The 19,816-nt window shown below is 43.2% G+C and carries 21 protein-coding genes and 1 pseudogene; 13 read left to right on the top strand and 9 right to left on the bottom strand.

The window, feature by feature from the left end:
* Nucleotides 1-2 precede the first annotated feature (2 nt).
* A complete protein-coding gene (locus tag BM122_RS16460) occupies nt 3-257 on the bottom strand; it encodes an IS630 transposase-related protein (protein WP_256212146.1) in 255 nt (84 codons plus the stop codon).
* Between the two features lie 34 nt (nt 258-291).
* Here BM122_RS16460 and BM122_RS16455 point away from each other — a divergent pair.
* Nucleotides 292-576 (top strand): annotated as a pseudogene (locus tag BM122_RS16455) (transposase); the annotation flags it as partial.
* 315 nt (nt 577-891) lie between these two features.
* Here the strand turns inward: BM122_RS16455 and BM122_RS16450 are convergent.
* Nucleotides 892-1,017, bottom strand: a complete 126-nt coding sequence (locus tag BM122_RS16450) for a hypothetical protein (RefSeq protein ID WP_256212145.1) — start codon at nt 1,015-1,017, stop codon at nt 892-894.
* A 942-nt stretch (nt 1,018-1,959) separates the two neighbouring features.
* On the opposite strand from BM122_RS16450, the gene BM122_RS23505 reads away from it, so the two are divergent.
* From BM122_RS23505 to BM122_RS16440, 3 genes are all read left to right on the top strand, one after another.
* Nucleotides 1,960-2,127, top strand: coding sequence for a hypothetical protein (locus BM122_RS23505; protein WP_177198178.1), 168 nt, complete (start codon nt 1,960-1,962; stop codon nt 2,125-2,127).
* Between the two features lie 227 nt (nt 2,128-2,354).
* On the top strand, nt 2,355-2,912 hold the full coding sequence (locus BM122_RS16445) for a hypothetical protein (protein ID WP_074906689.1): 558 nt from the start codon (nt 2,355-2,357) through the stop codon (nt 2,910-2,912).
* Nucleotides 2,913-3,021: 109 nt separating this feature from the next.
* Nucleotides 3,022-3,987 carry a hypothetical protein gene (locus BM122_RS16440; RefSeq protein WP_074906688.1) on the top strand — a complete coding sequence of 322 codons (966 nt, stop codon included), beginning with the start codon at nt 3,022-3,024 and terminating at the stop codon, nt 3,985-3,987.
* Between the two features lie 284 nt (nt 3,988-4,271).
* Here the strand turns inward: BM122_RS16440 and BM122_RS16435 are convergent, their stop codons facing one another.
* Entirely contained in the window at nt 4,272-5,594 is a 1,323-nt protein-coding gene (locus BM122_RS16435; RefSeq protein ID WP_074906687.1) for a pyridoxal-dependent decarboxylase, read from the bottom strand.
* A 212-nt stretch (nt 5,595-5,806) separates the two neighbouring features.
* Between BM122_RS16435 and BM122_RS16430 the strand changes: the two genes are divergently transcribed.
* Nucleotides 5,807-6,397, top strand: coding sequence for a GNAT family N-acetyltransferase (locus BM122_RS16430; RefSeq protein ID WP_074906686.1), 591 nt, complete (start codon nt 5,807-5,809; stop codon nt 6,395-6,397).
* Between the two features lie 329 nt (nt 6,398-6,726).
* Here the strand turns inward: BM122_RS16430 and BM122_RS22620 are convergent, their stop codons facing one another.
* A complete protein-coding gene (locus tag BM122_RS22620) occupies nt 6,727-6,948 on the bottom strand; it encodes a hypothetical protein (RefSeq protein ID WP_143083488.1) in 222 nt (73 codons plus the stop codon).
* 4 nt (nt 6,949-6,952) lie between these two features.
* Here BM122_RS22620 and BM122_RS16425 point away from each other — a divergent pair, with 4 nt between their 5' ends.
* Both BM122_RS16425 and BM122_RS25350 read left to right on the top strand, forming a co-directional pair.
* Entirely contained in the window at nt 6,953-7,708 is a 756-nt protein-coding gene (locus BM122_RS16425) for a hypothetical protein (protein WP_074906685.1), read from the top strand.
* Between the two features lie 112 nt (nt 7,709-7,820).
* The gene (locus tag BM122_RS25350) at nt 7,821-7,946 is read left to right on the top strand and encodes a hypothetical protein (RefSeq protein WP_256212143.1); all 126 of its coding nucleotides are present in this window, start codon (nt 7,821-7,823) and stop codon (nt 7,944-7,946) included.
* Between the two features lie 586 nt (nt 7,947-8,532).
* Here the strand turns inward: BM122_RS25350 and BM122_RS16420 are convergent.
* Nucleotides 8,533-8,955, bottom strand: a complete 423-nt coding sequence (locus BM122_RS16420; protein WP_074906684.1) for a hypothetical protein — start codon at nt 8,953-8,955, stop codon at nt 8,533-8,535.
* A gap of 1,064 nt (nt 8,956-10,019) precedes the next feature.
* On the opposite strand from BM122_RS16420, the gene BM122_RS16415 reads away from it, so the two are divergent.
* The 5 genes from BM122_RS16415 (at nt 10,020) to BM122_RS16395 (ending at nt 13,691) form a co-directional block, all read left to right on the top strand.
* Nucleotides 10,020-10,940, top strand: a complete 921-nt coding sequence (locus BM122_RS16415) for a lipase family protein (RefSeq protein ID WP_083398550.1) — start codon at nt 10,020-10,022, stop codon at nt 10,938-10,940.
* 491 nt (nt 10,941-11,431) lie between these two features.
* Complete coding sequence (locus BM122_RS16410) at nt 11,432-11,635, top strand: cold-shock protein (RefSeq protein WP_074906682.1); 204 nt, start codon at nt 11,432-11,434, stop codon at nt 11,633-11,635.
* Nucleotides 11,636-11,831: 196 nt separating this feature from the next.
* The gene (locus BM122_RS16405; RefSeq protein WP_074906681.1) at nt 11,832-12,014 is read left to right on the top strand and encodes a hypothetical protein; all 183 of its coding nucleotides are present in this window, start codon (nt 11,832-11,834) and stop codon (nt 12,012-12,014) included.
* A 20-nt stretch (nt 12,015-12,034) separates the two neighbouring features.
* Nucleotides 12,035-13,249 carry an RtcB family protein gene (locus BM122_RS16400; protein WP_074906680.1) on the top strand — a complete coding sequence of 405 codons (1,215 nt, stop codon included), beginning with the start codon at nt 12,035-12,037 and terminating at the stop codon, nt 13,247-13,249.
* A 232-nt stretch (nt 13,250-13,481) separates the two neighbouring features.
* Nucleotides 13,482-13,691 carry a CsbD family protein gene (locus BM122_RS16395; RefSeq protein ID WP_074906679.1) on the top strand — a complete coding sequence of 70 codons (210 nt, stop codon included), beginning with the start codon at nt 13,482-13,484 and terminating at the stop codon, nt 13,689-13,691.
* A gap of 532 nt (nt 13,692-14,223) precedes the next feature.
* On the opposite strand, the gene BM122_RS16385 is transcribed toward BM122_RS16395, so the two are convergent.
* A complete protein-coding gene (locus tag BM122_RS16385; RefSeq protein ID WP_074906677.1) occupies nt 14,224-15,120 on the bottom strand; it encodes an ion transporter in 897 nt (298 codons plus the stop codon).
* 233 nt (nt 15,121-15,353) lie between these two features.
* Here BM122_RS16385 and BM122_RS16380 point away from each other — a divergent pair, with 233 nt between their 5' ends.
* A complete protein-coding gene (locus BM122_RS16380; RefSeq protein ID WP_074906676.1) occupies nt 15,354-16,661 on the top strand; it encodes a cation:proton antiporter in 1,308 nt (435 codons plus the stop codon).
* Nucleotides 16,662-16,737: 76 nt separating this feature from the next.
* On the opposite strand, the gene BM122_RS16375 is transcribed toward BM122_RS16380, so the two are convergent.
* The 3 genes from BM122_RS16375 to BM122_RS23500 all read right to left on the bottom strand — a co-directional run.
* Nucleotides 16,738-17,355: a hypothetical protein gene (locus tag BM122_RS16375; protein ID WP_256212142.1), complete on the bottom strand. Its 618-nt coding sequence runs from the start codon at nt 17,353-17,355 to the stop codon at nt 16,738-16,740.
* Between the two features lie 417 nt (nt 17,356-17,772).
* A complete protein-coding gene (locus tag BM122_RS16370; RefSeq protein ID WP_074906675.1) occupies nt 17,773-18,177 on the bottom strand; it encodes a KGG domain-containing protein in 405 nt (134 codons plus the stop codon).
* Between the two features lie 1,139 nt (nt 18,178-19,316).
* The coding region (locus tag BM122_RS23500) for a hypothetical protein (protein WP_177198177.1) at nt 19,317-19,816 on the bottom strand (500 nt) is incomplete at its 5' end.

The following is a 19,816-nucleotide window of genomic DNA, read 5'->3' as shown; positions in this document are numbered from 1 at the left end:
CCTTAAACACTAACCCCAAGCCCTTTGGTGCGCTCATGCTGATACGCGTCTGCATAATTCTTTATGTCTTGCGCCAAAATCTCCATGTCGATCTTAGTTGCAGGTTTGTTGCGAGTTGTCTTGGGATCGGGAGTTTTGATCCAACGCGTCACGCTGGCGACACCTACGCAAAAACGCTTGGCCACTTGCGCGATTGAGAGATTCTCCTTCTCCCGAACGGATAATACTTTACGACGAAATGATATCGGATAGGTCATCCTTAAATTATAATCAATTTATAGGGGATATGCTATACCTGATGCTCAAGCGATTGTAGCGGATAAAGGCTATGACAGTGAGTGCATACGTGAGCAGATCATAAAGAAAGGAGCCAGGGCCGTGATCCCAAGAAAGCGCAATTCGCTGAAGGATCACGCAGATATGGATTGGGGCTTGTATAGGTACCGGCATTTGGTAGAAAACGCCTTTGCCCGACTAAAGCAGTATCGGGGAATAGAAAAACGATACGACAAACTGAAAAGAAATTACGAAAGTATGGTAGCTATCGCGTGTGGATATCTGTGGCTACCTATGTGAAATGTCCACAGACCCTAGTAGTAGCGTAGATTTGCCGTGAGCGTTATAGTATGAATATGGTATTCGAAACGGTCCGGACGTACAGCGGCGAACACAGCCTGATCGATTGCTGCATCGTGTGTTCGATGCGGTGTGACTCCATTCGAATTAGGGTAATAAAAATACCAGGGGGAGAGATTTTAGTTCTGATTGTCATCAAGGCTAAAAGCACGTCCGCTGGCTGACAGCTTCTATCTCCATGTCGACAAATCAGATATCAGTTAATCGCCTTGGGTCCTGCAAACCACCAAATGATCAAACCGACCACGGGCAGCATCAGGAGCAAAACCCCCAAAATACTTTATTTCCGGTTGAAGCGCCGCTTTGAGTGACTTTTATAATAGCCCAAATATCCAGGACGAGTATGACAAAACCAAGAAAACCACCAACTTCAATATCCATATTTCCTCCTAAACAGGTTTGTTTTTGATATGTAAACTATCTTTCTCATCAGTTTCAGACTCTACGCATAAAAGCAAGCGAGTTCTGTTCGTTATCGCACATTGCTCAGATAGCCTCCCGTTTTCAGCATTCTTTCAGCATTAATAAATAGGTAACGTAGAATTTGAGAAGCCTGAGAGTATAAAAGATAGTTGCCCTCCAATATCTAAATCAAAACTAATAGCCCGGCATGCCTTCTTATATACTTATCAAGTACGCCACATATACAGTTATATAACAGTAGGCTATGCACGCTTGACTCCCCGATCAGGGCTCGAACCTGGGACCGTCGGATTAACAGTCCGGAGCTCAGCCACTTATGCTTACAACTAATCTACTAACTTCTAAAAGTAGGTGGGCTAGCGCAGCTTGGGTGCAGACGGCTAAAATCGACTATCGACACCAGGCTAAACGCACATAAGTCAGTATATTTAAAGTCAAGATCACCGTCTAGTGACAGTAGTTTTTACCAAATTTATGGAAATAAAATGAGCAATTTCCTGATAAGATAATAGCCAGAAGGGTTTTATGTAGCTCTCCGCAACAGTTAGCACTGTTCCGAATGCGCTCATATAGCATGGTTTGGTGCGGGTTTCCACCCCACCATCAACAACCAAACCTCAACCATTCTCGGGTGGGGTTTTTTATTGCTCGTTTACCCAGTGTTGACGCGCCTTCTAGCATTTTCCTCGCGAGCGTTACCTGCCACATTCCACCATTTTTCTCCCCTCAACGGTCTCTCTGTTCTCTGTTTTCTCTATATGTCTCGAGAGCGTTCCTGACACTACCTCTAGCTTTGGCGCTGGTTTAGAGGCAACTGGTTGTGGTTGGCGACTGCTGTAGAGGTGGCGACCGAATCCGAAAACCGTAGGGCATCACGCGCTTGTCGCCGGCTGCAACGCGATGACTGCTATCCCGACCAAGGCTTGTGCCGTTGCAACCCTTGCTGCCTTCATAGGCGCTTTCTCGGGCAAGAAGCTCCTGCGCAAGGTAACTCTTAGAGTCGTGCAACTGATCGTGGCAGGAGCCATGCTGATCATTGGTTGGGCGCTGGTTGCCGGGATTATTTGATCAAGTATAGCTGATGCTATCTTCCTGCCCGCAAAGGATTAAAATTGTATGCAAATGATTTATTGTCTACCTGTTTGCTATCCCTTAGCATTATTAGCATTATGCTGTTGATCCATAACTCTGCTTAAACTGCCGGTTATCCTTGTTCTTTATTGATTGATTCGGCCGAGTGAAGGTCAGCAACTACTTTAGAAGTGGTCAACCTCACACTTTCCACGAGATGATCAATGAAAAAGACAACTCTGCTAATTAATGTGTTCGCTATCGCTTTAGTGCATTTATTAGTGCTGCCTGGTCTTGTGGCAGCGAACGAGAAAGGTAGCGGCACATTTAAATTTCAATATGCAGTAAAGTTTGTCTGTGGAGCAAACCTGACGAGAACCTCTCTCGAACACAATTTGTTCCTTCCCGGATCGTATGCAACAGTTGTTAATATCCACAATCCAAATGAACAGAATGTGAAGTTTCGAAAGAAGATCGCTCTTGTCAATCAATTTGCACCGCAACAACCAGGGCCAGTATCTCCATTTACTGAGGGAGAGTTGATAGCGGAGCACGCTCTTGGCGTTGGTTGCGAGCAAATAAATGATTCCGAAATTACGCCCTTACCTATTCATGGGAGGGTAGACGGATTTTTGGTGATTGAAAGCACCGAGAGCCTTGATGTGACTGCAGTTTACACCGCTGGAGGGCCAGCAGGAACGACCGAAGCGAGTGATAATGGCATAGTGCGTGTTGAGAGCATCGCCGTGGAGCAGATCAAGGAGCGTAAGATCTCTAGGTGAACTGGAACATAATATTCATTACAGTACTGTCAGTCGACACTCCATAACTGTTGAATGCACAGCGCAGTTTGCCAACCGGCGCTTTTTCTCTTTCTCTATCGGGAGGATCATGAAGATGCGGACGAAAAGTTTTCTAAACGCAACGCTGGTTTTCCTGTTGATTGTATGGGCCGGAAGTCTCTATGCTCAGGAGCACAGTACCCATACTGGAAAAATTCTGGAGACGACTTCCGGATCTCCCAGTATATATGTAGAACCTTACGGCGTACCTTTATCGCCTGGTATCTACCTCACAAACTTCATACTCCTGTACGTTTCGAATCCCGAAATTGCTGCCAACATGCCCGCCTACAGTGCCGCGCTTCCCCAAAAGGTCTACCAGTGCCTTGTTGAGAATCCCGAGGGCTGTCCTTACTCTGATATGGCGAAATATTTTTCCGAGCAGGCTCTTGAGGTTAGAGACAGTCAAAACCAGAACATTTTTTGGCCACTCGCTTGCCAGACAGACCCGAGATGGCAAATCTTGGCGCCTCCTAAATACCGACAGCCTGACCAGATTAACCAGCCATTGGGGAGAAAGAAGGCGGATCAACTCGCGCGGCTTTTAGGCATTAATGAAGACATGGTTTTGACCGAAGAACAGTATCAATGTCAGATCGGCACCCCTCCGAGAGATCTGGCCCGAGAAATAATTTTCCTTTGTACCAGTGACCTCACCAATTCGAAGGGAAACGCGTTGGTTCCCCTTTCGAGTTACGGACTATCCCTCAGTGCGCAAGGGGACGTTCGCAGCAATTGTGCGCCTCAGGCGCCTTGTCTCGAATTCAACAAACTGATCTTAGGACCTCTGGAAAAAATTGCCATAGAATGCGGATTCTGGGATAAGTTTGTGCGCTGGAATGATCCAGCACAAACACCGCTTGTCGAACTTGCCAAAGACGGCGTGCAGTGTCAGGATGATTGGAAACCTTCGTGCATTGTCGAAGCCGCTTGCCCAGGCAATGTCGCCCAATCGAACAATAACTGCGCAGCCTCTAGGGGACTATCGGGAGATTGCTCAGAAATTAAGCAATAACGTAGAAGGTTAAAACGGATTGGATTTTTTGATAAAGAAAAGAGAACAAGGTAATTTATCTGTTAACGTGAGCTCGACATAAGAAGCATTCCACTCCAGCTGGAAGAGCTTGAGTGAGTCTGATATTAAGCGTGGGTTTCTTCTCGCGAATAGCTATGAAACTCTTTTCTAAAATTCTTTTATCATAAGAAATTCACATCCCTTTTGCTGCCTTTCCTATCCCGAACTCACGTTAATATACTTTCAAAAAAAATTTTTCTTTTAATGCTCTACCGGGGACAGAGTTAACCTTCCTTTTTACCCAGATCAGTTAGAAATCGATCTAGAATTTTCTTGTTAGCATGCGGCATGACGACCACGTGTGCATAAGGAACACGTTTCCTATCAACCTCTATCCCCATAGCCGCCAAACTATAGCGATTAACTACAGTATCACTTGGTTTTCTGAAATAAATCGTATTTGATTGGTGATTAGCTCTCACAGGTTGTAAATAACTGTAGTGCGCCATCATTTCCTTTAATAAATAGGTAGTATTATCCAGCATGCTTTTGGCATCAGCAGCTTGCTTGCTAAAAGCCGCTTCCGAGCTGAAAAAATAAAACTCGGCAGGTTTCACCGCATCACGCGAACAAGTAATCGTTCCAGGAATCTGCAGAATATAATCAGGGTCATGAATCTTACCAAACTGGGTAAGAAACGTCTCAAAATTTGCTCTGGTCGTGATGAATAAGCCTGCTGGTGCAGGGAATCCGAAGAATTTGTGGCATGAGACGGCAATGGAATCATAACGTTTTACTTTACCCCCTGTTCCCTCATCTGAGATTTCATGTAACAGCTCAGTCGCAAATTGGGTATGAGGCAGATAACCCCCAAACAGCGCTGCATCCAGGTGAAGATAAGCTGTGCGGCCTTTAAGCTTTGCTTGGATACCTTCTATGGAATCGACTGCACCCTTGAAAGTTGTGCCAATCGTTGCCACCACCAAAGCCGGGTGATTAGCATTGGCTTTCAATTGCCTTTCCAGATCATCTATATCCATGCTGCCATCACGAGCAGTACTGACTACTACCCATTCCAGATTCAATAAATCTGTGAGAATTTGGATGGAGTAATGCGCTTCTCTCGTGAAATATATTTTAGGTATCACCCCTGTCTGGCTTTTAAGCAATGTGCGCCCCATATACAGCCCGTGCATATTGCTATCGGTACCGCTATTGCTGAGAAAACCCCAGATATTATCAGGTGAAAAGCCATATACTGCTCCGAACCGGTTTATGAGCTCTCTTTCAAACAAATGACTATTAAAAGGGACATGGCTATGAGCATAGGGATTGCCGACGTTGTTAAAACTAAACTGATTAAGACCAACTGCAAATAGCTCTTTGCGCCAGGCAAAAAATTCCTCCGGCGGTGCAGTCATATTGATCGGATATCCCAAAAGCATATTTTTTTGCTGAGGAAGTCCTTGCATATTTTTTAGCATTGCAGCAAAAGTCTCCTGTGGTCGATTCAAAAGGGATTGGCCCAGAGCCGCGCTGGGTGTGCATGTTGCCACTAAGGCGGACGCGCCGGTCAAACCAAGAAATTTTCGCCGATTCATCAACATGATATTGATCTCCTGCTCAATGCGTTCATCGGAATTGATATAGTAAATATGAAAATCTTGAGAAAAGGAAGTTTCATTCTTTTCTAGTGTTTTATTTAGAGTCTGTTGACATTTACATACGTACTAGTTATATAACACTTAGTGCACAGACTATTAGGGGCAGGGTTTCGAGGCGCTATTCGCCAAAATACAGCAAAAAGAGGTATTAAATCATGGCTGATTCATTAATCCACACTGCTACAGCAGCCGATGTTGAGCAGTGCTTGACAGTGCTCACTCTAGCTTTCTGCAGTGACCCGATTAGCCGTTGGGCATGGCCGGATCCACGGCAGTACTTGAAGGCATTTCCGCGCTTTGCTCAAGTATTTGGAGGCAGAGCCATTAAACACGGAACAGCCAATTACTTTAAGGATTTTTCCGGTGTCGCATTGTGGCTACCGCCGGGTGTAGCACCGGATGGGGCATCCCTAAAGGAGGTTATCCAGGATACGGTAGACGCAAAACGGAAGGACGCGATGTCGTCGTTGTTCGAACAAATGGATGTCTTTTATCCGCGGGAAGCTCATTGGCATCTATCGCTCATTGGAGTTGACCCCGCGCACCACAGGAAAGGAATCGGTTCAGCCTTGTTGAGTCACGTTTTGAACACATTAGATGATCAAATGGTTTTCGCCTACCTGGAAGCCTCGAGTTCGCAGAATGTTCCCTTATATGAGCGGCATGGATTTGATGCGCTTGGTAATATCCAAGTGGCAGATTGCCCGCCGATTGTTCCAATGTTGCGAAAACCTAGGGTCTGTTGATATTTCACATAGGTAGCCACAGATATCCACACGCCATGGCTACCATACTCTCAAAATTTCACTTCAATTTGTAGTATTGTTTCGCTATTGCCCGGTACTGCTTTAGCTAGGCAAAAGCATTCCCCACCAACACCAAAGACCAACCTTTCATCCGTTTGTTTTTTCGCGTACTCTCGCGGGTTCATGCGGGTTCATGCGGACTTCAAGGTTTCAAGAAATCCGGCAAATCAGCTCAGTTTTTCTCTCTTTGCCTCACTATTCTCTCCACTCCTGCCCGTCATGCAAGTGCGAAGTCCGCAAGTAAATATTTTTTTAATGATAGAACTTATTTATGCTAATTGATTACTGAGCGCTGCAAATTTAGGCCTGCCAGTAATGGCGCTTGTTCCTAATGAAGCTGTGGGCCCGATGACGCTGTTGACATTTGAACGAAAATTTTTTGAATTTTTGATCATTTGTGATAGCGCTTGACACTCCATCTGCTTTTCTGTACTTTTATTCATATGAAAAAAAGCGTTTATTTTTCTACACTCAAGTATTTTCTGAGTCATCCGCATGTCCAAAGTTTTTCGCGTAGAAAAAGTCGATCCCGGTAAGCTAACTCGAGAGGATCGACAAACGATCAGCAAGAAGTTATACGCGATTCATGAAGCGGTTTTTTCTGGGCTTGATGAAGATGAATTTGACCATTACGTCGTAAATTCCCCAGCTAAGGACACAAAGCTGTATGTATACCGAAACAAACAGGGGGAAGTCGTCGGCTATTTTGGTGTTCACTGTTTCGAAAAATCTGTGGAGCACCATCCTCTGGTTATCTTCAGGGCCGAAGTAGGATTGCTCCATGGGTATCGACAAAGCAATGCTAATCTATCGTACTGGTTGTTAGAGGCTGCGAAGTTCAAATTGCTACACCCGAAAAAGCGCGCATATTTCTTATATGCTCCTGTCAGTCCTAGCTTCTACGCGATGGTAGCGAAATATACCTATCAGGTATATCCGAAATACAACCAAACCATTCCTGCGCATATACAGGCATTGATGATACAGTTGGCTCAACAATTTGGATTGGAGCAGGTGAACGAATCTAATCCACTGGTTAAGAAGGTGGGATGGGTTACTAAAGTGAAGCCGCACGAAACAGAATATTGGCGCTGCTGCAGCAACCCGCACATTAAATTTTACATCGATAAGAATCCGAATTTTACAAAGGGTTGTGGGCTCCTTACTATCATCCCATTGACATTTCTTAATTTAGCATTGTCGTTGCCAGCAATCTTATTTCATGAGCTGAAAAAGAAATTTAGAAGCTGATTATTGAGATTATTTTTTGTACAACGAGTTGAGAGAGGAATTAACTTAACCAATTCGATTAAAAAAGCAAGAAATGTTAGCATTAGGGAAGCGGTTAAAACCTGAGCAGATCGTGAATCTGCTACACGTCATTGAAGTAATGATGGCCAATGGCAAGACTTTGCTGGAAGCATGCAAGCAAGCAGGTATAAGTGACAAGAGCTACAACCGCTGGCGCAAGACCGATGGTGGTCTCTGATGGATAAGGCCAGGAAATTCAAAGAAATCGAAGCAGAGAATGCTAGGCTTAATAAACAGTAGCAGAACTCTCTCTGCTCAAGAGCCATGCTCAAGTAATTTTTTATAAGCTCGCTAAAGGCGGCCGTAAACAGCTGACCACCCGATATCACCCAAGCAAATCCAGTGCCAGTCGTAAACATGCCAAACGCGAAAAAGAGCCTTGGCTTCCGATTGTATAGCTAACGTTAGCTCGACATAAGAATCATTAAGCTACGACCGTGGGAGCTTGAGGGAGTCTGATATTAAGCGAGGGTTTCTTCTCATGAATAATGAGGAACTTCTTTTCTAAAATTCATTTATCATAAGGAATTCAGATTCCTTTTGCTGCTTCTCTTATTCCGAAATCACGTGAATATGGCAAAAAAATACCGCTCGAAGGCGGCCTTAAGTAAGTAGCATATCATGCCAACGGCAAATGTACGCGGATTTGATCCCTCCATGAGTACGTCCATGGGCCCCGCATTCCTTGCTCCAGCACTACACCCGACGTGCTGATCAATCGTGCGATAATTTCGGGTGCCAGCAAGTTCAGAATTAAAGAAATTCTATTGAAGATTTTTCGGCGGCGGCAATATGAATTGGAGCTGCTCTTGCTTGCCGTTTAAAATATCATCTGTCAACTGGCAAAGATAATTTATTGTAATAACTGAAAAACCTGGCTCAAGCTCTTCTATCTCGCCATACTGATTGTCAAGCATATTGATAACAGCAAAAAGTGAGCCATACTCAAGAGCAACAGTCGTGTTATGTTCATCCACAGAGGGGGCAACAATTATCTTATCTTGATATTTTAATTGCTGAGGTATTGGCGCAATAATATGGGTTTCATTCTTGTATAAGAGATTATCATATGTCCCATAATCGACCAGCAATACGCCAGAGTAATTCTTTTCATTGCAAAACTGTCGAAGGATTTTAGAGTAATCACGATTTGATTTAGCTTCGATGTTGCCATGTTCCTTTTTCATTATTAGCTCCTTGTAAAGTTGTCGCTGCAATTACCGAGCTTTCATCAGGCAACCTATTTTTAACATCCAAACAATACTTTATGGCTGGAATAACGTGGTGTTTAGCGTTGTGTAGCTAATCTATAGCTTGCCTTGCTTGATATATAGGATGAAGTTTTAGTCTAATCTGCTTGTTCCAATACGGCAGGATTGACTACGTGTATTAATTCTATTGATTGTTGAGAGTTGGTTTGAGTGTGTAGTGATATCGACCCCGCTGCTTTAATTTATATGATCTCTTCTTGTGCGATTTGTTCTTCTTGTGGTTCTAGTCTTGCTATGATGCGATCCATTAAAACGTAGAGCAGTATGGAAGCAATAGGAATTGCTGTGTATGATGCCCATAGTTTTAAAGGCATAGGCTTGCTCGTTATCCACATTTTCCGTGGATAATGCTGTGGATAACAGCCTTATCTTGAGTATGGGTAATGCTTATTTCGAGTGCTATAAAAATATGCTAAAGCTTTTTCCTATCTAGCCGATGAAAAATTTGTATCAAGGTAATTTGTATTATTGCTGTATTGATACTTATCATAATCCTTTGCAACCCGGTGGGTTGCCCTCTCTACTCACCGGGACATTCTTAATTCATCCGTCATTCCTAAGCTTTGAAGGCTTGTGACTAGTAATAACCACATCAAGGAGACCTCCGCATAAATGTATTTTTAGAGTTTTCCTCGGTATGTGTACCTCATAAAATCAATTAGTTAAAAATACCAAGCTAGTCTGATTTATAAGTTTTCCTGCAACAATTCACAGAAGATATTGCTTGGTTTGCATAGTGATTCTGAGAGACAATGAATCAACTAGCAATAATGAATTTTCATACAATATTCATCTCATCTTGCTAAGGGTTAAGTCCCACAGTGTGCTTAAATGGATTATCATGAAAGTGTTGTGGCTCTCTTACACATATTTTTCAGAGATCTTCATGGGTTGTAAGGATTAGAATGTCTTGAAAAATATGAATTTGATGGCGATAATTATCTGCGGATAACGGTTGACACACACAAGCGGTGACTTAAATGGCAAAACCTATGAGAAAAATCGCAACCTTTGCAGGAATCCCTAATTTTTCTCAACTCTTCCCGCCGCCACAACAGGGAACGTATGAGTATTTCGAAGGGGCGTCCTCATACCCCTTTGATCCGAATAGCACCGGCCATTCCCCCATCAATGCCTGGTGGATGGCAGAATTGTCGCTACTTACTTATTGCGAGCGGCATGATGTGGAACAAATTTTAAAAGAACGTTTTCCAGCTCCGAAACAAGCATTTTTTTGGCTAGAATCGAATAAAACGAACACGCAAGGATTCGGTATAGAAACCGACGATTATGTGGTTATCGCGCTTCGGGGGACCGAGTTTCCGCGTCCCAGCAGTATCCTCAAAACACCGCGGGAATTGCTCGATATTATTGCTGATATTCAAACCGATATACAGAGATTGTCTCCGCAGCCTGTTACCGAAGGCACACCGATTTTCAACGTACCGGTACACCCCGGGTTTGCGCAAGCCTTACAAAGCGTGTGGACGCAGATACAAGTTCGCTTGGCTACAAATACAAAATCCCTCTGGTTAACCGGGCATAGTCTTGGTGCTGCCATAGCTACTTCACTGGCTTATCAACTTCCTGAACGAGTTAAGGCTTTATATACTTTCGGTTCTCCTTGCGTCGGCACGGCAGCATTTGTTGAATCGTTCAATGAGAAAGGCTTAGGCGCTAAGACTTACCGTTATCTGCATGGCAATGATGCTGTAGTGAATGCTTTAGACAAGTATACATTATATGAACATGTCGGCCGTCCTTTCAAATTGGATGCCGGCATGCGGAGGGGAATGCTTTTGCAAGGATTGAATAGGATATTCGGTTCGATCACGCATATTAGTCTTTTGGATCATCCACCCATTTTATACAGCTATGAATGTTGGAATGTGATTCCTTGAGAAGATGAAGCCGGATCATCGGTTTATTAAATCAATGGTATGTAGCGGCTTCTTCCGACATTTTTTGCCACTTTCATTCATATAATGAATCTAAAATAATTCTTTTGCTCAATCAATTCCTCTGATTGTAATCTTCAAGCCGCACCTCCTATCTGATTGAGTAGTCATTGGAGTATTACTGTGGCACTTTGGTGTTATTTAAGTAACGTAAGTTCGACATAAGAAAAGCGGCAAAAGAAACCTGGATTCCTCCTTATGATAAAAAGATTTAGGAAAAGAATTTCATCATTATTCGCGAGAAGAAACCCTCGCTTAATATCAGACTCCCTCAAGCTCTTCCAATCGTGATGTGATGATTCTTATGTCGAACTCACGTTAGCTTACTACGTGCTTACACGTATTTTTTTTATCTGCTTTTCTCGGTATCCTAACAACACATCAGTTATGAATACTGATCACTATATGATTGAATTAATTATTAAGGAAATAAAATGGCAATAGGTACAGTTAAATGGTTCAATGATGCTAAAGGTTATGGCTTTATTACTCCAGATGATGGTGGAGAGGATTTGTTTGCACACTTTTCCGCTATTAGTAGTAACGGCTTCAAGTCTCTGAAAGAGGCTGAACGTGTCACTTTCGAAGTGGCTACCGGACCTAAAGGTAAACAAGCAGCTAATATCAGGTCATTATAAAATTGATCTGGAAAACAAAGAACCTCGGACTATTCGTGGATTAACGACTTGATAAGCAATAATTATCATTAGTTAATCCTGATAAATCTCTCGTCAATATTTTTTTGACATCAATATATCCAATGGATATAGCTAAGCTTCAACAAATAACAATAATCAAGAATATAGTGAATGCCAAATCACAGTTAAATTCTGGATGGCAGAACAAAAACAACTCAAAAAAGCCCGGTTAAAAGCCTGGTTTTTCACAAAACAGGCGGCCAAACTGATAGGTGTAAAAAAGATCGCCTGGCAGAGATGGGAAGAGCAGGCCGGTCGAAAAACTGAAATACCATTCTATTGTTGGGAATTATTTGCTAAAAATTGGTCAACATTCTAAATTTAAACTGGTGAAAAAGAATGACCATAAAGAAAATATTAGGTAATGGTGCGCCTGTAAAAATATGGACTGATGAAGTTGATCAATCCACATTAGATCAACTATCAGATCTGTCAGAACTTCCATTCATCCATAAGCATGTTGCTGTAATGCCTGATGTGCATGCTGGTATTGGATCAGCTATTGGATCGGTTATTCCGACCAAAGGGGCAATCATCCCAGCTGCTGTGGGCGTGGATATTGGTTGTGGAATGATGGCAGTTAAAACATCGTTAAAAGCTTCAATGCTGCCTGATAACCTTTATGAATTGCGTTCAGAGATTGAGAAAAGAATACCTCATGGAAGAACCAGTAACGGAGGGAGTGGAGACAGGGGAGCATGGAGTAACCCAATTGAGCGTATTGCCTATTATTGGAATATGTTTCTTTCTGATGAATATGAAGAGATCACTACTAAACACCCTAAAGCTAAAGGATATAACACTATTAGCCACTTGGGTACCCTTGGCACCGGGAAGCATTTTATTGAAATATGCATAGATGAATCCGATTATGTTTGGGCAATGCTTCACTCGGGCTCAAGGGGAGTGGGCAACAGAATAGGCTCCTATTTCATTGAGAAAGCCAAGGAAGAAATGGAGCGCTATTTTATCCTGAATAATCTGCCCAACAAAGATTTGGCTTACCTTGTGGAACATACCGAAATATACGATGACTATGTTAATGCTGTGTCATGGGCACAGGAGTTTGCTGAATTTAACAGGCAGGTCATGATGGATATTGTGTTGAAGTGTATGAGTGAATTTTTTCCATCATTTACCATTACCGATAAAGCCATAAACTGCCATCACAATTATGTCGCCAGAGAACATCACTTCGGGGCTAGTGTACTTGTGACACGTAAAGGCGCAATCAGAGCAAGAAAAGGTGATTTAGGCATTATTCCGGGCAGTATGGGAGCAAAGTCATATATCGTCGAAGGCCTTGGCAATGATGAGTCTTTTCATTCATGCTCTCATGGTGCAGGAAGAAGGCTGGGTAGAAATGAGGCAAAAATGATTTACACCGTTGCTGATTTGGCAGAGCAGACTAAAGGGATTGAGTGCCCTAAAGATGAATCAAAAATTGATGAGATTCCAGCTGCTTATAAAGATATTGATCAAGTCATGGGAAACCAAAATGATCTGGTGAAGATCAAGCATACCTTGAAGCAGGTATTAAATGTTAAGGGTTGACGATCAATATTGAATCGAAAAAATTCACTGGAAGTGAAGATAACATTAAGTTGATTACTATGTTCACTAGCGCACAGAAGTCCTGTCATGTCAGTATTATAATATATTAATCTATACGTAAACTAGCACGTGTAGCTTTCAATGCGAACTAATCCTGGTGCATTTTATGGATGTTCGATGAAATCAGCATTAAGCAGTAGCGCTTAATTCAATCTTAAAAAGGAGCTGCAAGATGAACTGGGATCAAGTAGAAGGTAACTGGAAACAATTCATAGGTAAAGTTAAGGAACAATGGGGTGAGCTAACTGACGATGAGTGCGACAAGATTGCTGGGAAACGTGATCAGTTGGTTGGCAATATTCAGAAAAAATATGGAATCAGTAAGGAAGAAGCAGAAAAGCAGGTTGGCGACTGGGAAAGCAGAAACCTTAAAGATTATTAAAATTAGGTAGTGCCCTTCTGTTGTGTAAAGCAGAACAGTATGTTGAGAAAATCACATACTGTTCAACCGATTTTTATCGTTAGACAAGATCAAAAATTTTTTTATTTTTTATTTGGTTTAGGAATTTGAACTTACCCACAAGCCTGGCTAGACAAAACATGCAGTACTCATAATCAGTTGATTCCCTCAAAGAGGAAAGAGGGTGTCGAGATTATCAACAATAATTTGATTTCTCTGCTGAATGCTTCTGAGTACGAAACAGTGAAGGATGTCGTTGACGGAGGTATTCCTTGGGAGTGCATTTGAAGAATCCAATTCCTTTGAAATCCACACTATATCAAATTCAGTTAGGAATGATTTAAAGAGTATTTTCATGGTCCCTTGTGCATAAATGAGCAATAGGCCAAGGCACTGCGTAAACAACAAAAGTAAACTGATAATATACTCTTCAAACGCAACACATTCTGAATCATTTTTACTGGCTAGGTTATACAACAAGCAGTCATTGAAAAGTAGTCGTTAAACAGCAAGATTAAGACTCAGGCAGCTTGGCGCCGCAATCCTGGCAATAACGTGCCTGCAGTCTGTGTCCGGGCGTGCCACATACCTCGCAACTGCGCGCAGATGATACATCTTCACGCATGCGGCGACTCGTCATCTCTGCGGTCACGATGCCTGTAGGTACTGCGAGAACGCCCCAGCCGAGCAGCATAATGATACTCGCGATCGCATGGCCGAGATCCGTCTTCGGCACGATGTCACCGAAGCCCACCGTGGTCATTGTAGTAATCGACCAGTAAACGGCGATCGGAATACTGGTGAAGCCGTTCTCTGTTCCCTCAACTACGTACATCACCGTGCCGAGGAGAACTACGATGATTGCCACCGTGCATATGAATACCAAAATTTTACGCCGGCTCGCAGCAAGTGCCGCCCCGAGCGCATTGTACTCATAAAAGTAGGCCGTGAGCTTGAGGATACGGAACACCCGCAACAGGCGCAACAGGCGGATGTTTATCAACACCATAAGCTCGGGGAAGAAAAACGCAAGATATGTTGGCAAAATCGCGATCAGATCGACGATACCAAAAAAGCTGCGCGCATAGCGCCCTGGACGCTCAACGCATGAAAGACGGGCGATATATTCGACGGTAAAAAGCAACGTGAAACTCCATTCGAGCGCACTGAAGAGCTTCTGGTAGTGTTCCGCAAGGCTCTGCACACTGCCGAGCATCACCACTAGGACACTCGCGATGATCGCAAACAGTAGCGACACGTCGAACACTTTGCCCGCCTGCGTGTCCGACTCGAAGATAACCGTAAATAATTTGCGCCGAGACCCGCCCTCCGGTCGACCGAAGGCGTCCGCTTCGGGTGAATAAATTGGATCTTTGCTGGAGGGAGGTGGCGATGAGACCTTTGTGCTCATGATGACCGCACGGTTCGTCGGTTCCTGGATCAATGTTCAAGTTGACCGGGTAGTCGGGGGCAATCGTTGCAATTACACATATAGAAAAAATAAATATTTTTTCATAATAGACACAAAAATATCTGAAACCGGCTGAAGTGTCAAACCTACCAGTTAACGATGACTCAGGGCATAGTGCAGTAGAGCATTTTCTATAATCCGATTACTTTTATTATGAGGCATAGGAAGCTTGGATGAGATTTGAGATGTGGTACCTGATGTTGGGCGGGCTCATGCTAGCAATTGCTTTCCTCGACAAACTCGTCAAGCGATTACCAATAACGACTACGATTGTTTATCTATTGGTCGGGATAGTGCTAGGGCCAGTAGGACTTGATCTCATCTATTTAGATCCGATAAAGAATGCTGCCTTTCTGGAACGAATTACTGAATTGGCGGTGATCGTTTCTCTTTTTACAGCTGGATTGAAGCTAAGTTCCTCTCTTGGGTATGAGCGCTGGAAGATATCAATACGGCTTGCTTTTGGCTCGATGCTCCTGACGGTAGGCATGATCGCATTCATAGGAGTAGTGTTTCTGCATTTCTCGCTGGGTGCAGCAATATTATTAGGTGCCATACTTGCACCAACTGATCCGGTCTTGGCTTCAGATGTGCAATTGGATCATCCAGATGACCGGGATAGGCTGCGGTATAGCTTGACGGGAGAAGCCGGGCTAAACGATGGGACCGCGTTTCCGTTTGTAATGCTTGGATTGGGGTTAATAGGACTGCATGAAATTGGAGCAGCTGGCTGGCTATGGTTCACAGTAGATCTGCTCTGGGCTGTAGTGGGAGGCCTTGGAATTGGGGCGCTTACAGGGATTATCACAGGTAAGTTAGTGGTCGCTTTACGAAAGCGACGTGAGGAGACAATTGGCCGTGATGAGTTTATTGCACTAGGTTTAATTGGATTTTCATATGGGCTGGCTGTTCTCATGCACGCTTATGGATTCCTTGCAGTATTTGCTGCAGGTTTAGCTTTCCGACATTTTGAACTGGAGAATTCAAAATTGAAGGCTTTACCTCAAGAATCATATCAGCAGCAAAATAAGGTTGCGCAGATAGATGCTACGGGAAAACCACCCGTTTATGTGGCAGGCGCTGTACTGAGTGCAAATGAGCAATTGGAAAGAATGATGGAAATTGCCATTGTGTTAATCATGGGAGCAATGCTCTCAAGTTGTTCTTTGGCTTTAGATGTGCTGTGGTTTGCTCCCCTGGTTTTCCTGATAATTCGCCCAGCCTCGGTAGTGGTAGGCACAATACGTGGTAAGGTTACTAAATTGCAAAGGATGCTTCTGTGCTGGTTCGGTATTCGAGGAATAGGATCCCTGTATTATTTAATGTTTGCAATTCAGCATGGGCTACCAGAAGAGCTTGCCTTAAGATTGAGCAGCATTGTCATCTCACTAGTTGCTATGTCGATTGTTGTGCATGGGATTTCAGTGACACCCATCATGAACCGATACTATAAGAAAGAAGGTATTAAGGCAAAAGGGTGAGATTGATAAAAATGCTTGCTTCGTTTTTTTGATGGTAGCTTCTGCAAAGCTTTAAAGCAATACACTTGCTATAGCTCTAGAAATCATAGATAAGGCGAGAAGTGACCAGCCATTCGGTTCTTTTTTCTTCATTGAGTTGAGAGGGCCCGCCCCCAAACTGAATCACAGAATTTTTGCTGAAGGCATATTGGATCTGGGGCGTTAGTCGATACCGGTAGCTGCGTTCGGTTATTTCGCTGTTCAGTTCGATCCCGAGCGAGAATCCCTTCGAATACATATAAAACAAACTGTTGTTTGACAGACCGATGAATTCTCCATTTTCATTGAAAGCCGTACGTCTGAAGCCAAACATATTCATCATGCTCCACTTATCCGAGAATTTATAATCGTTCAGGTAGAGCAGATCGGCTCCATACTCTTCTTCATCATTTTTTCTTCGCCCGATAGCTTGCCATCCGTGAATCACTCGCCCTTGAAACAACTCTCCCAAAGTTCCCTGTAGCGAAACCTTATACTCACTTAAAGTTGTGTTTTCGACGGGTAACTCCAACTCGATCGCATGGCCGTCCATAAATGAATATTCGATTTCAGGTGACCATTTGAGCTGGTCTGCGCTGTTAGAATAATCAAGAAACATGTTGATTTCAGTCTCGCCTTTTTTTGCGCCAAGTGGATCAACTAAGTCAAAAACCATCGGCTCAGGCCTTCCATTCGGAAGCCCGGTTTCATCAGCATGAACGATTGACGCTAGACTAAACCAAACGAAAAAACCAGTTTTAATGGCAGAAATTGAATATAGCCGAGTATCAATCAATGATTAGATAAGAAGTAAGGGAGATACCCCTCATGAAAGCGTGATCACACCACGGTTCAAAACCTTTACAAAAAGCGTCAATCACAACACGAAATTGCTACCTTATAGTACCTATTAAAATCCAGCTCCACTCGTAATCAAATTCTCTTTTAAAATCGCTTCATCATGAGGAATTCCGATGCCTTCTATAGCTTTTGTTATGTCGAACTCACGTTAGGTAATCAATTATATCAAACCTAAGCTAACGTCTCACAAAGATGACGAGCAGATTTGTCTGCTCGTCGTTATTATTGCTGGTTAGCGATTTTTATGACTTTGCCTGCCTGCTTTAGCATGCTGCTCAGATGTCCCGCCACGGGTAGAAGAAGATGATTCATCTTCATCCTCGGAATCACCTTTACCACGTGAGCGGGAAGACGATTCATCTTCATCCTTGGAAGCACCTTTGCCATGTGACTGCCCACCTTTGCGACCTGCCTCACGCGCTTCCTCTGAGGTGAACTCATGAGCCGTACCCTTATCATGAGCTGCACGGCCCGCTTCGCGTGCTTCCTCTGAGATAAACTCATGCGCAGTACCCTTCTCATGAGCTGCCTTGCCACCCTTGCTCGCAATTTCACGTTGCTTGTCTTCATCCATAGAAGCAAACCCACGCTGGCTGGTGCCCTTGTTGTCCTCATCCTTTCCTTTGTTTGAAGGCATAATTGCTCTCCTATTCGGTAATTTCAAAAAACACCTATGATGTGTTTTGACGCTTTATCGCTGGTTTGATAAAACCAGGAATAACTTTAGCGTACGCTCCGATGCGGGTTTTCTCTGTGCGCAAGCGTACATACACCTGAAATTAAAGCTTGAATACAGGACAAGTTATTCTCAAGGAAGCAAAAAAGGACTTAGTGCCACGTCGATAGTGAATAGTCCAATTTTCGATAGGAGTATTCTACTGGGGCCAGTATGCGCATGGCGGTAGAAGATATGCTATACTGAATGCAGGCTTTGATGATTGATTCACTTTTTAACACTCCATTATCTGTTTATTAAAAATAATAAAATGTCAGGTGAAATCCAAATCTTTACAAGTAAATCGCTATTACTTGCATCTATTGTTATTTATCCCGAGGAGCTCTCAACTTTCCGCACTTGTTAGCAATCTTGTGTACCTGTGCTCATTTCCCCTTACCTCCACCAATACCAAAAACCAACCCTTCATCCGGTTGGTTTTTTTTCGTCTACTCCTGCGTGTTTACGAGGGTTCATGCAAATTGTTGCGGACTTCGAGATTCCAAGAAACTCCATAAATTTTCTCAATTTTTCTCTCTTTGCGCCATTATTCTCTCCACCCCTAGCCGTCTTGCAAGTTCGAAGTCCACAAGCATGTATTTTTTGAGCAATAAAAATCAATGGGTTATACGCGGACTAATAAAATAGTTTATTTTGAGCATTGGTAGGCGGAGGAAACAGCTTACTTATAGAAGATAGATGTCATTAATAAATTAACGTGAGTTCGATATAAGAATCACGCCATCATAATTGGAAAAGCTTAATGCAGTCTGATATTAAGCGAGAGTTTCTTCTCCCGAATAATAATGAAACTCTTTTTGAAAATCCTTTCATCATAAGGAATTGAGATTCCTTTTTGCTGCCTTTCTTATCCCGAATCCACGTTAATTTAATAAAATTGAGCAAACTTAGGTGAGCTTGAGATCAAATCAAGTACAAGGGTTTTTGCATAATTTATTTAAAAACCTTGCACTCAAAAAGTGATTTTTACAATATTATCTCTTAAAAAACAGTAGCTTATATTTTATGAGCAAGCTCTAATAAAGAAATATCAATAGAATCTAAAATCTATATGTGTAACGCAAAAAATAATCGATATCCTGACGTTTTTGTGACGAGTTTGTACGCTGTCGGATATCCTCGCTATAGCGCATACGGGCTTCGACGGTATGATTTTTATCGATAACCCATTTATAGCGCACCTCGGCCACATAGGCATTATCATTAAAGGATGGCGTCAGTAGCCAGCCATCACCGATACGAGCGAGCGCAAATCCGAGACTGTGCTTTGGAACGATATCGATAAAATTGAAAGAGACTTGAGCTGCGAGTCCATCGGCATTACCCGCCGCTCCCGTTTTTATCGCGCTGCGTTTTGGTACATTTGGCGCGTACCCTAATTCTCCCCCAAGCATGAAATTCATGCTGCCTCCTATTGGCCATTGCGCCGCAAGACGTCCTACCACGGCCCAATAATCTGTGACGATACCAGAGCCTATACCTCCGCTGTGCAGAGCACTCGGTAACCAGTTAATATCCACCATACGCTGAACAATTGGGC

The organism is Nitrosomonas communis, assembly GCF_900114745.1.
In the GTDB taxonomy this organism is placed as follows: Bacteria; Pseudomonadota; Gammaproteobacteria; order Burkholderiales; family Nitrosomonadaceae; genus Nitrosomonas; species Nitrosomonas communis_A.
This window is presented reverse-complemented; position numbering and strand designations above follow the sequence as displayed.

Coding starts and splice junctions, on each gene's coding strand:
- BM122_RS16415 (WP_083398550.1), top strand. CDS start 10,020: ATGGCAAAACCTATGAGAAAAATCGCAACCTTTGCAGGAATCCCTAAT.
- BM122_RS16370 (WP_074906675.1), bottom strand. CDS start 18,177: ATGCCTTCAAACAAAGGAAAGGATGAGGACAACAAGGGCACCAGCCAG.
- BM122_RS16445 (WP_074906689.1), top strand. CDS start 2,355: ATGAAAAAGACAACTCTGCTAATTAATGTGTTCGCTATCGCTTTAGTG.
- BM122_RS16435 (WP_074906687.1), bottom strand. CDS start 5,594: ATGTTGATGAATCGGCGAAAATTTCTTGGTTTGACCGGCGCGTCCGCC.
- BM122_RS16425 (WP_074906685.1), top strand. CDS start 6,953: ATGTCCAAAGTTTTTCGCGTAGAAAAAGTCGATCCCGGTAAGCTAACT.
- BM122_RS16385 (WP_074906677.1), bottom strand. CDS start 15,120: ATGAGCACAAAGGTCTCATCGCCACCTCCCTCCAGCAAAGATCCAATT.
- BM122_RS16440 (WP_074906688.1), top strand. CDS start 3,022: ATGAAGATGCGGACGAAAAGTTTTCTAAACGCAACGCTGGTTTTCCTG.
- BM122_RS16410 (WP_074906682.1), top strand. CDS start 11,432: ATGGCAATAGGTACAGTTAAATGGTTCAATGATGCTAAAGGTTATGGC.
- BM122_RS16375 (WP_256212142.1), bottom strand. CDS start 17,355: ATGGTTTTTGACTTAGTTGATCCACTTGGCGCAAAAAAAGGCGAGACT.
- BM122_RS23505 (WP_177198178.1), top strand. CDS start 1,960: ATGACTGCTATCCCGACCAAGGCTTGTGCCGTTGCAACCCTTGCTGCC.
- BM122_RS16380 (WP_074906676.1), top strand. CDS start 15,354: ATGAGATTTGAGATGTGGTACCTGATGTTGGGCGGGCTCATGCTAGCA.
- BM122_RS16450 (WP_256212145.1), bottom strand. CDS start 1,017: ATGGATATTGAAGTTGGTGGTTTTCTTGGTTTTGTCATACTCGTCCTG.
- BM122_RS16420 (WP_074906684.1), bottom strand. CDS start 8,955: ATGAAAAAGGAACATGGCAACATCGAAGCTAAATCAAATCGTGATTAC.
- BM122_RS16460 (WP_256212146.1), bottom strand. CDS start 257: ATGACCTATCCGATATCATTTCGTCGTAAAGTATTATCCGTTCGGGAG.
- BM122_RS22620 (WP_143083488.1), bottom strand. CDS start 6,948: ATGACTCAGAAAATACTTGAGTGTAGAAAAATAAACGCTTTTTTTCAT.
- BM122_RS16430 (WP_074906686.1), top strand. CDS start 5,807: ATGGCTGATTCATTAATCCACACTGCTACAGCAGCCGATGTTGAGCAG.
- BM122_RS16400 (WP_074906680.1), top strand. CDS start 12,035: ATGACCATAAAGAAAATATTAGGTAATGGTGCGCCTGTAAAAATATGG.
- BM122_RS16405 (WP_074906681.1), top strand. CDS start 11,832: ATGGCAGAACAAAAACAACTCAAAAAAGCCCGGTTAAAAGCCTGGTTT.
- BM122_RS16395 (WP_074906679.1), top strand. CDS start 13,482: ATGAACTGGGATCAAGTAGAAGGTAACTGGAAACAATTCATAGGTAAA.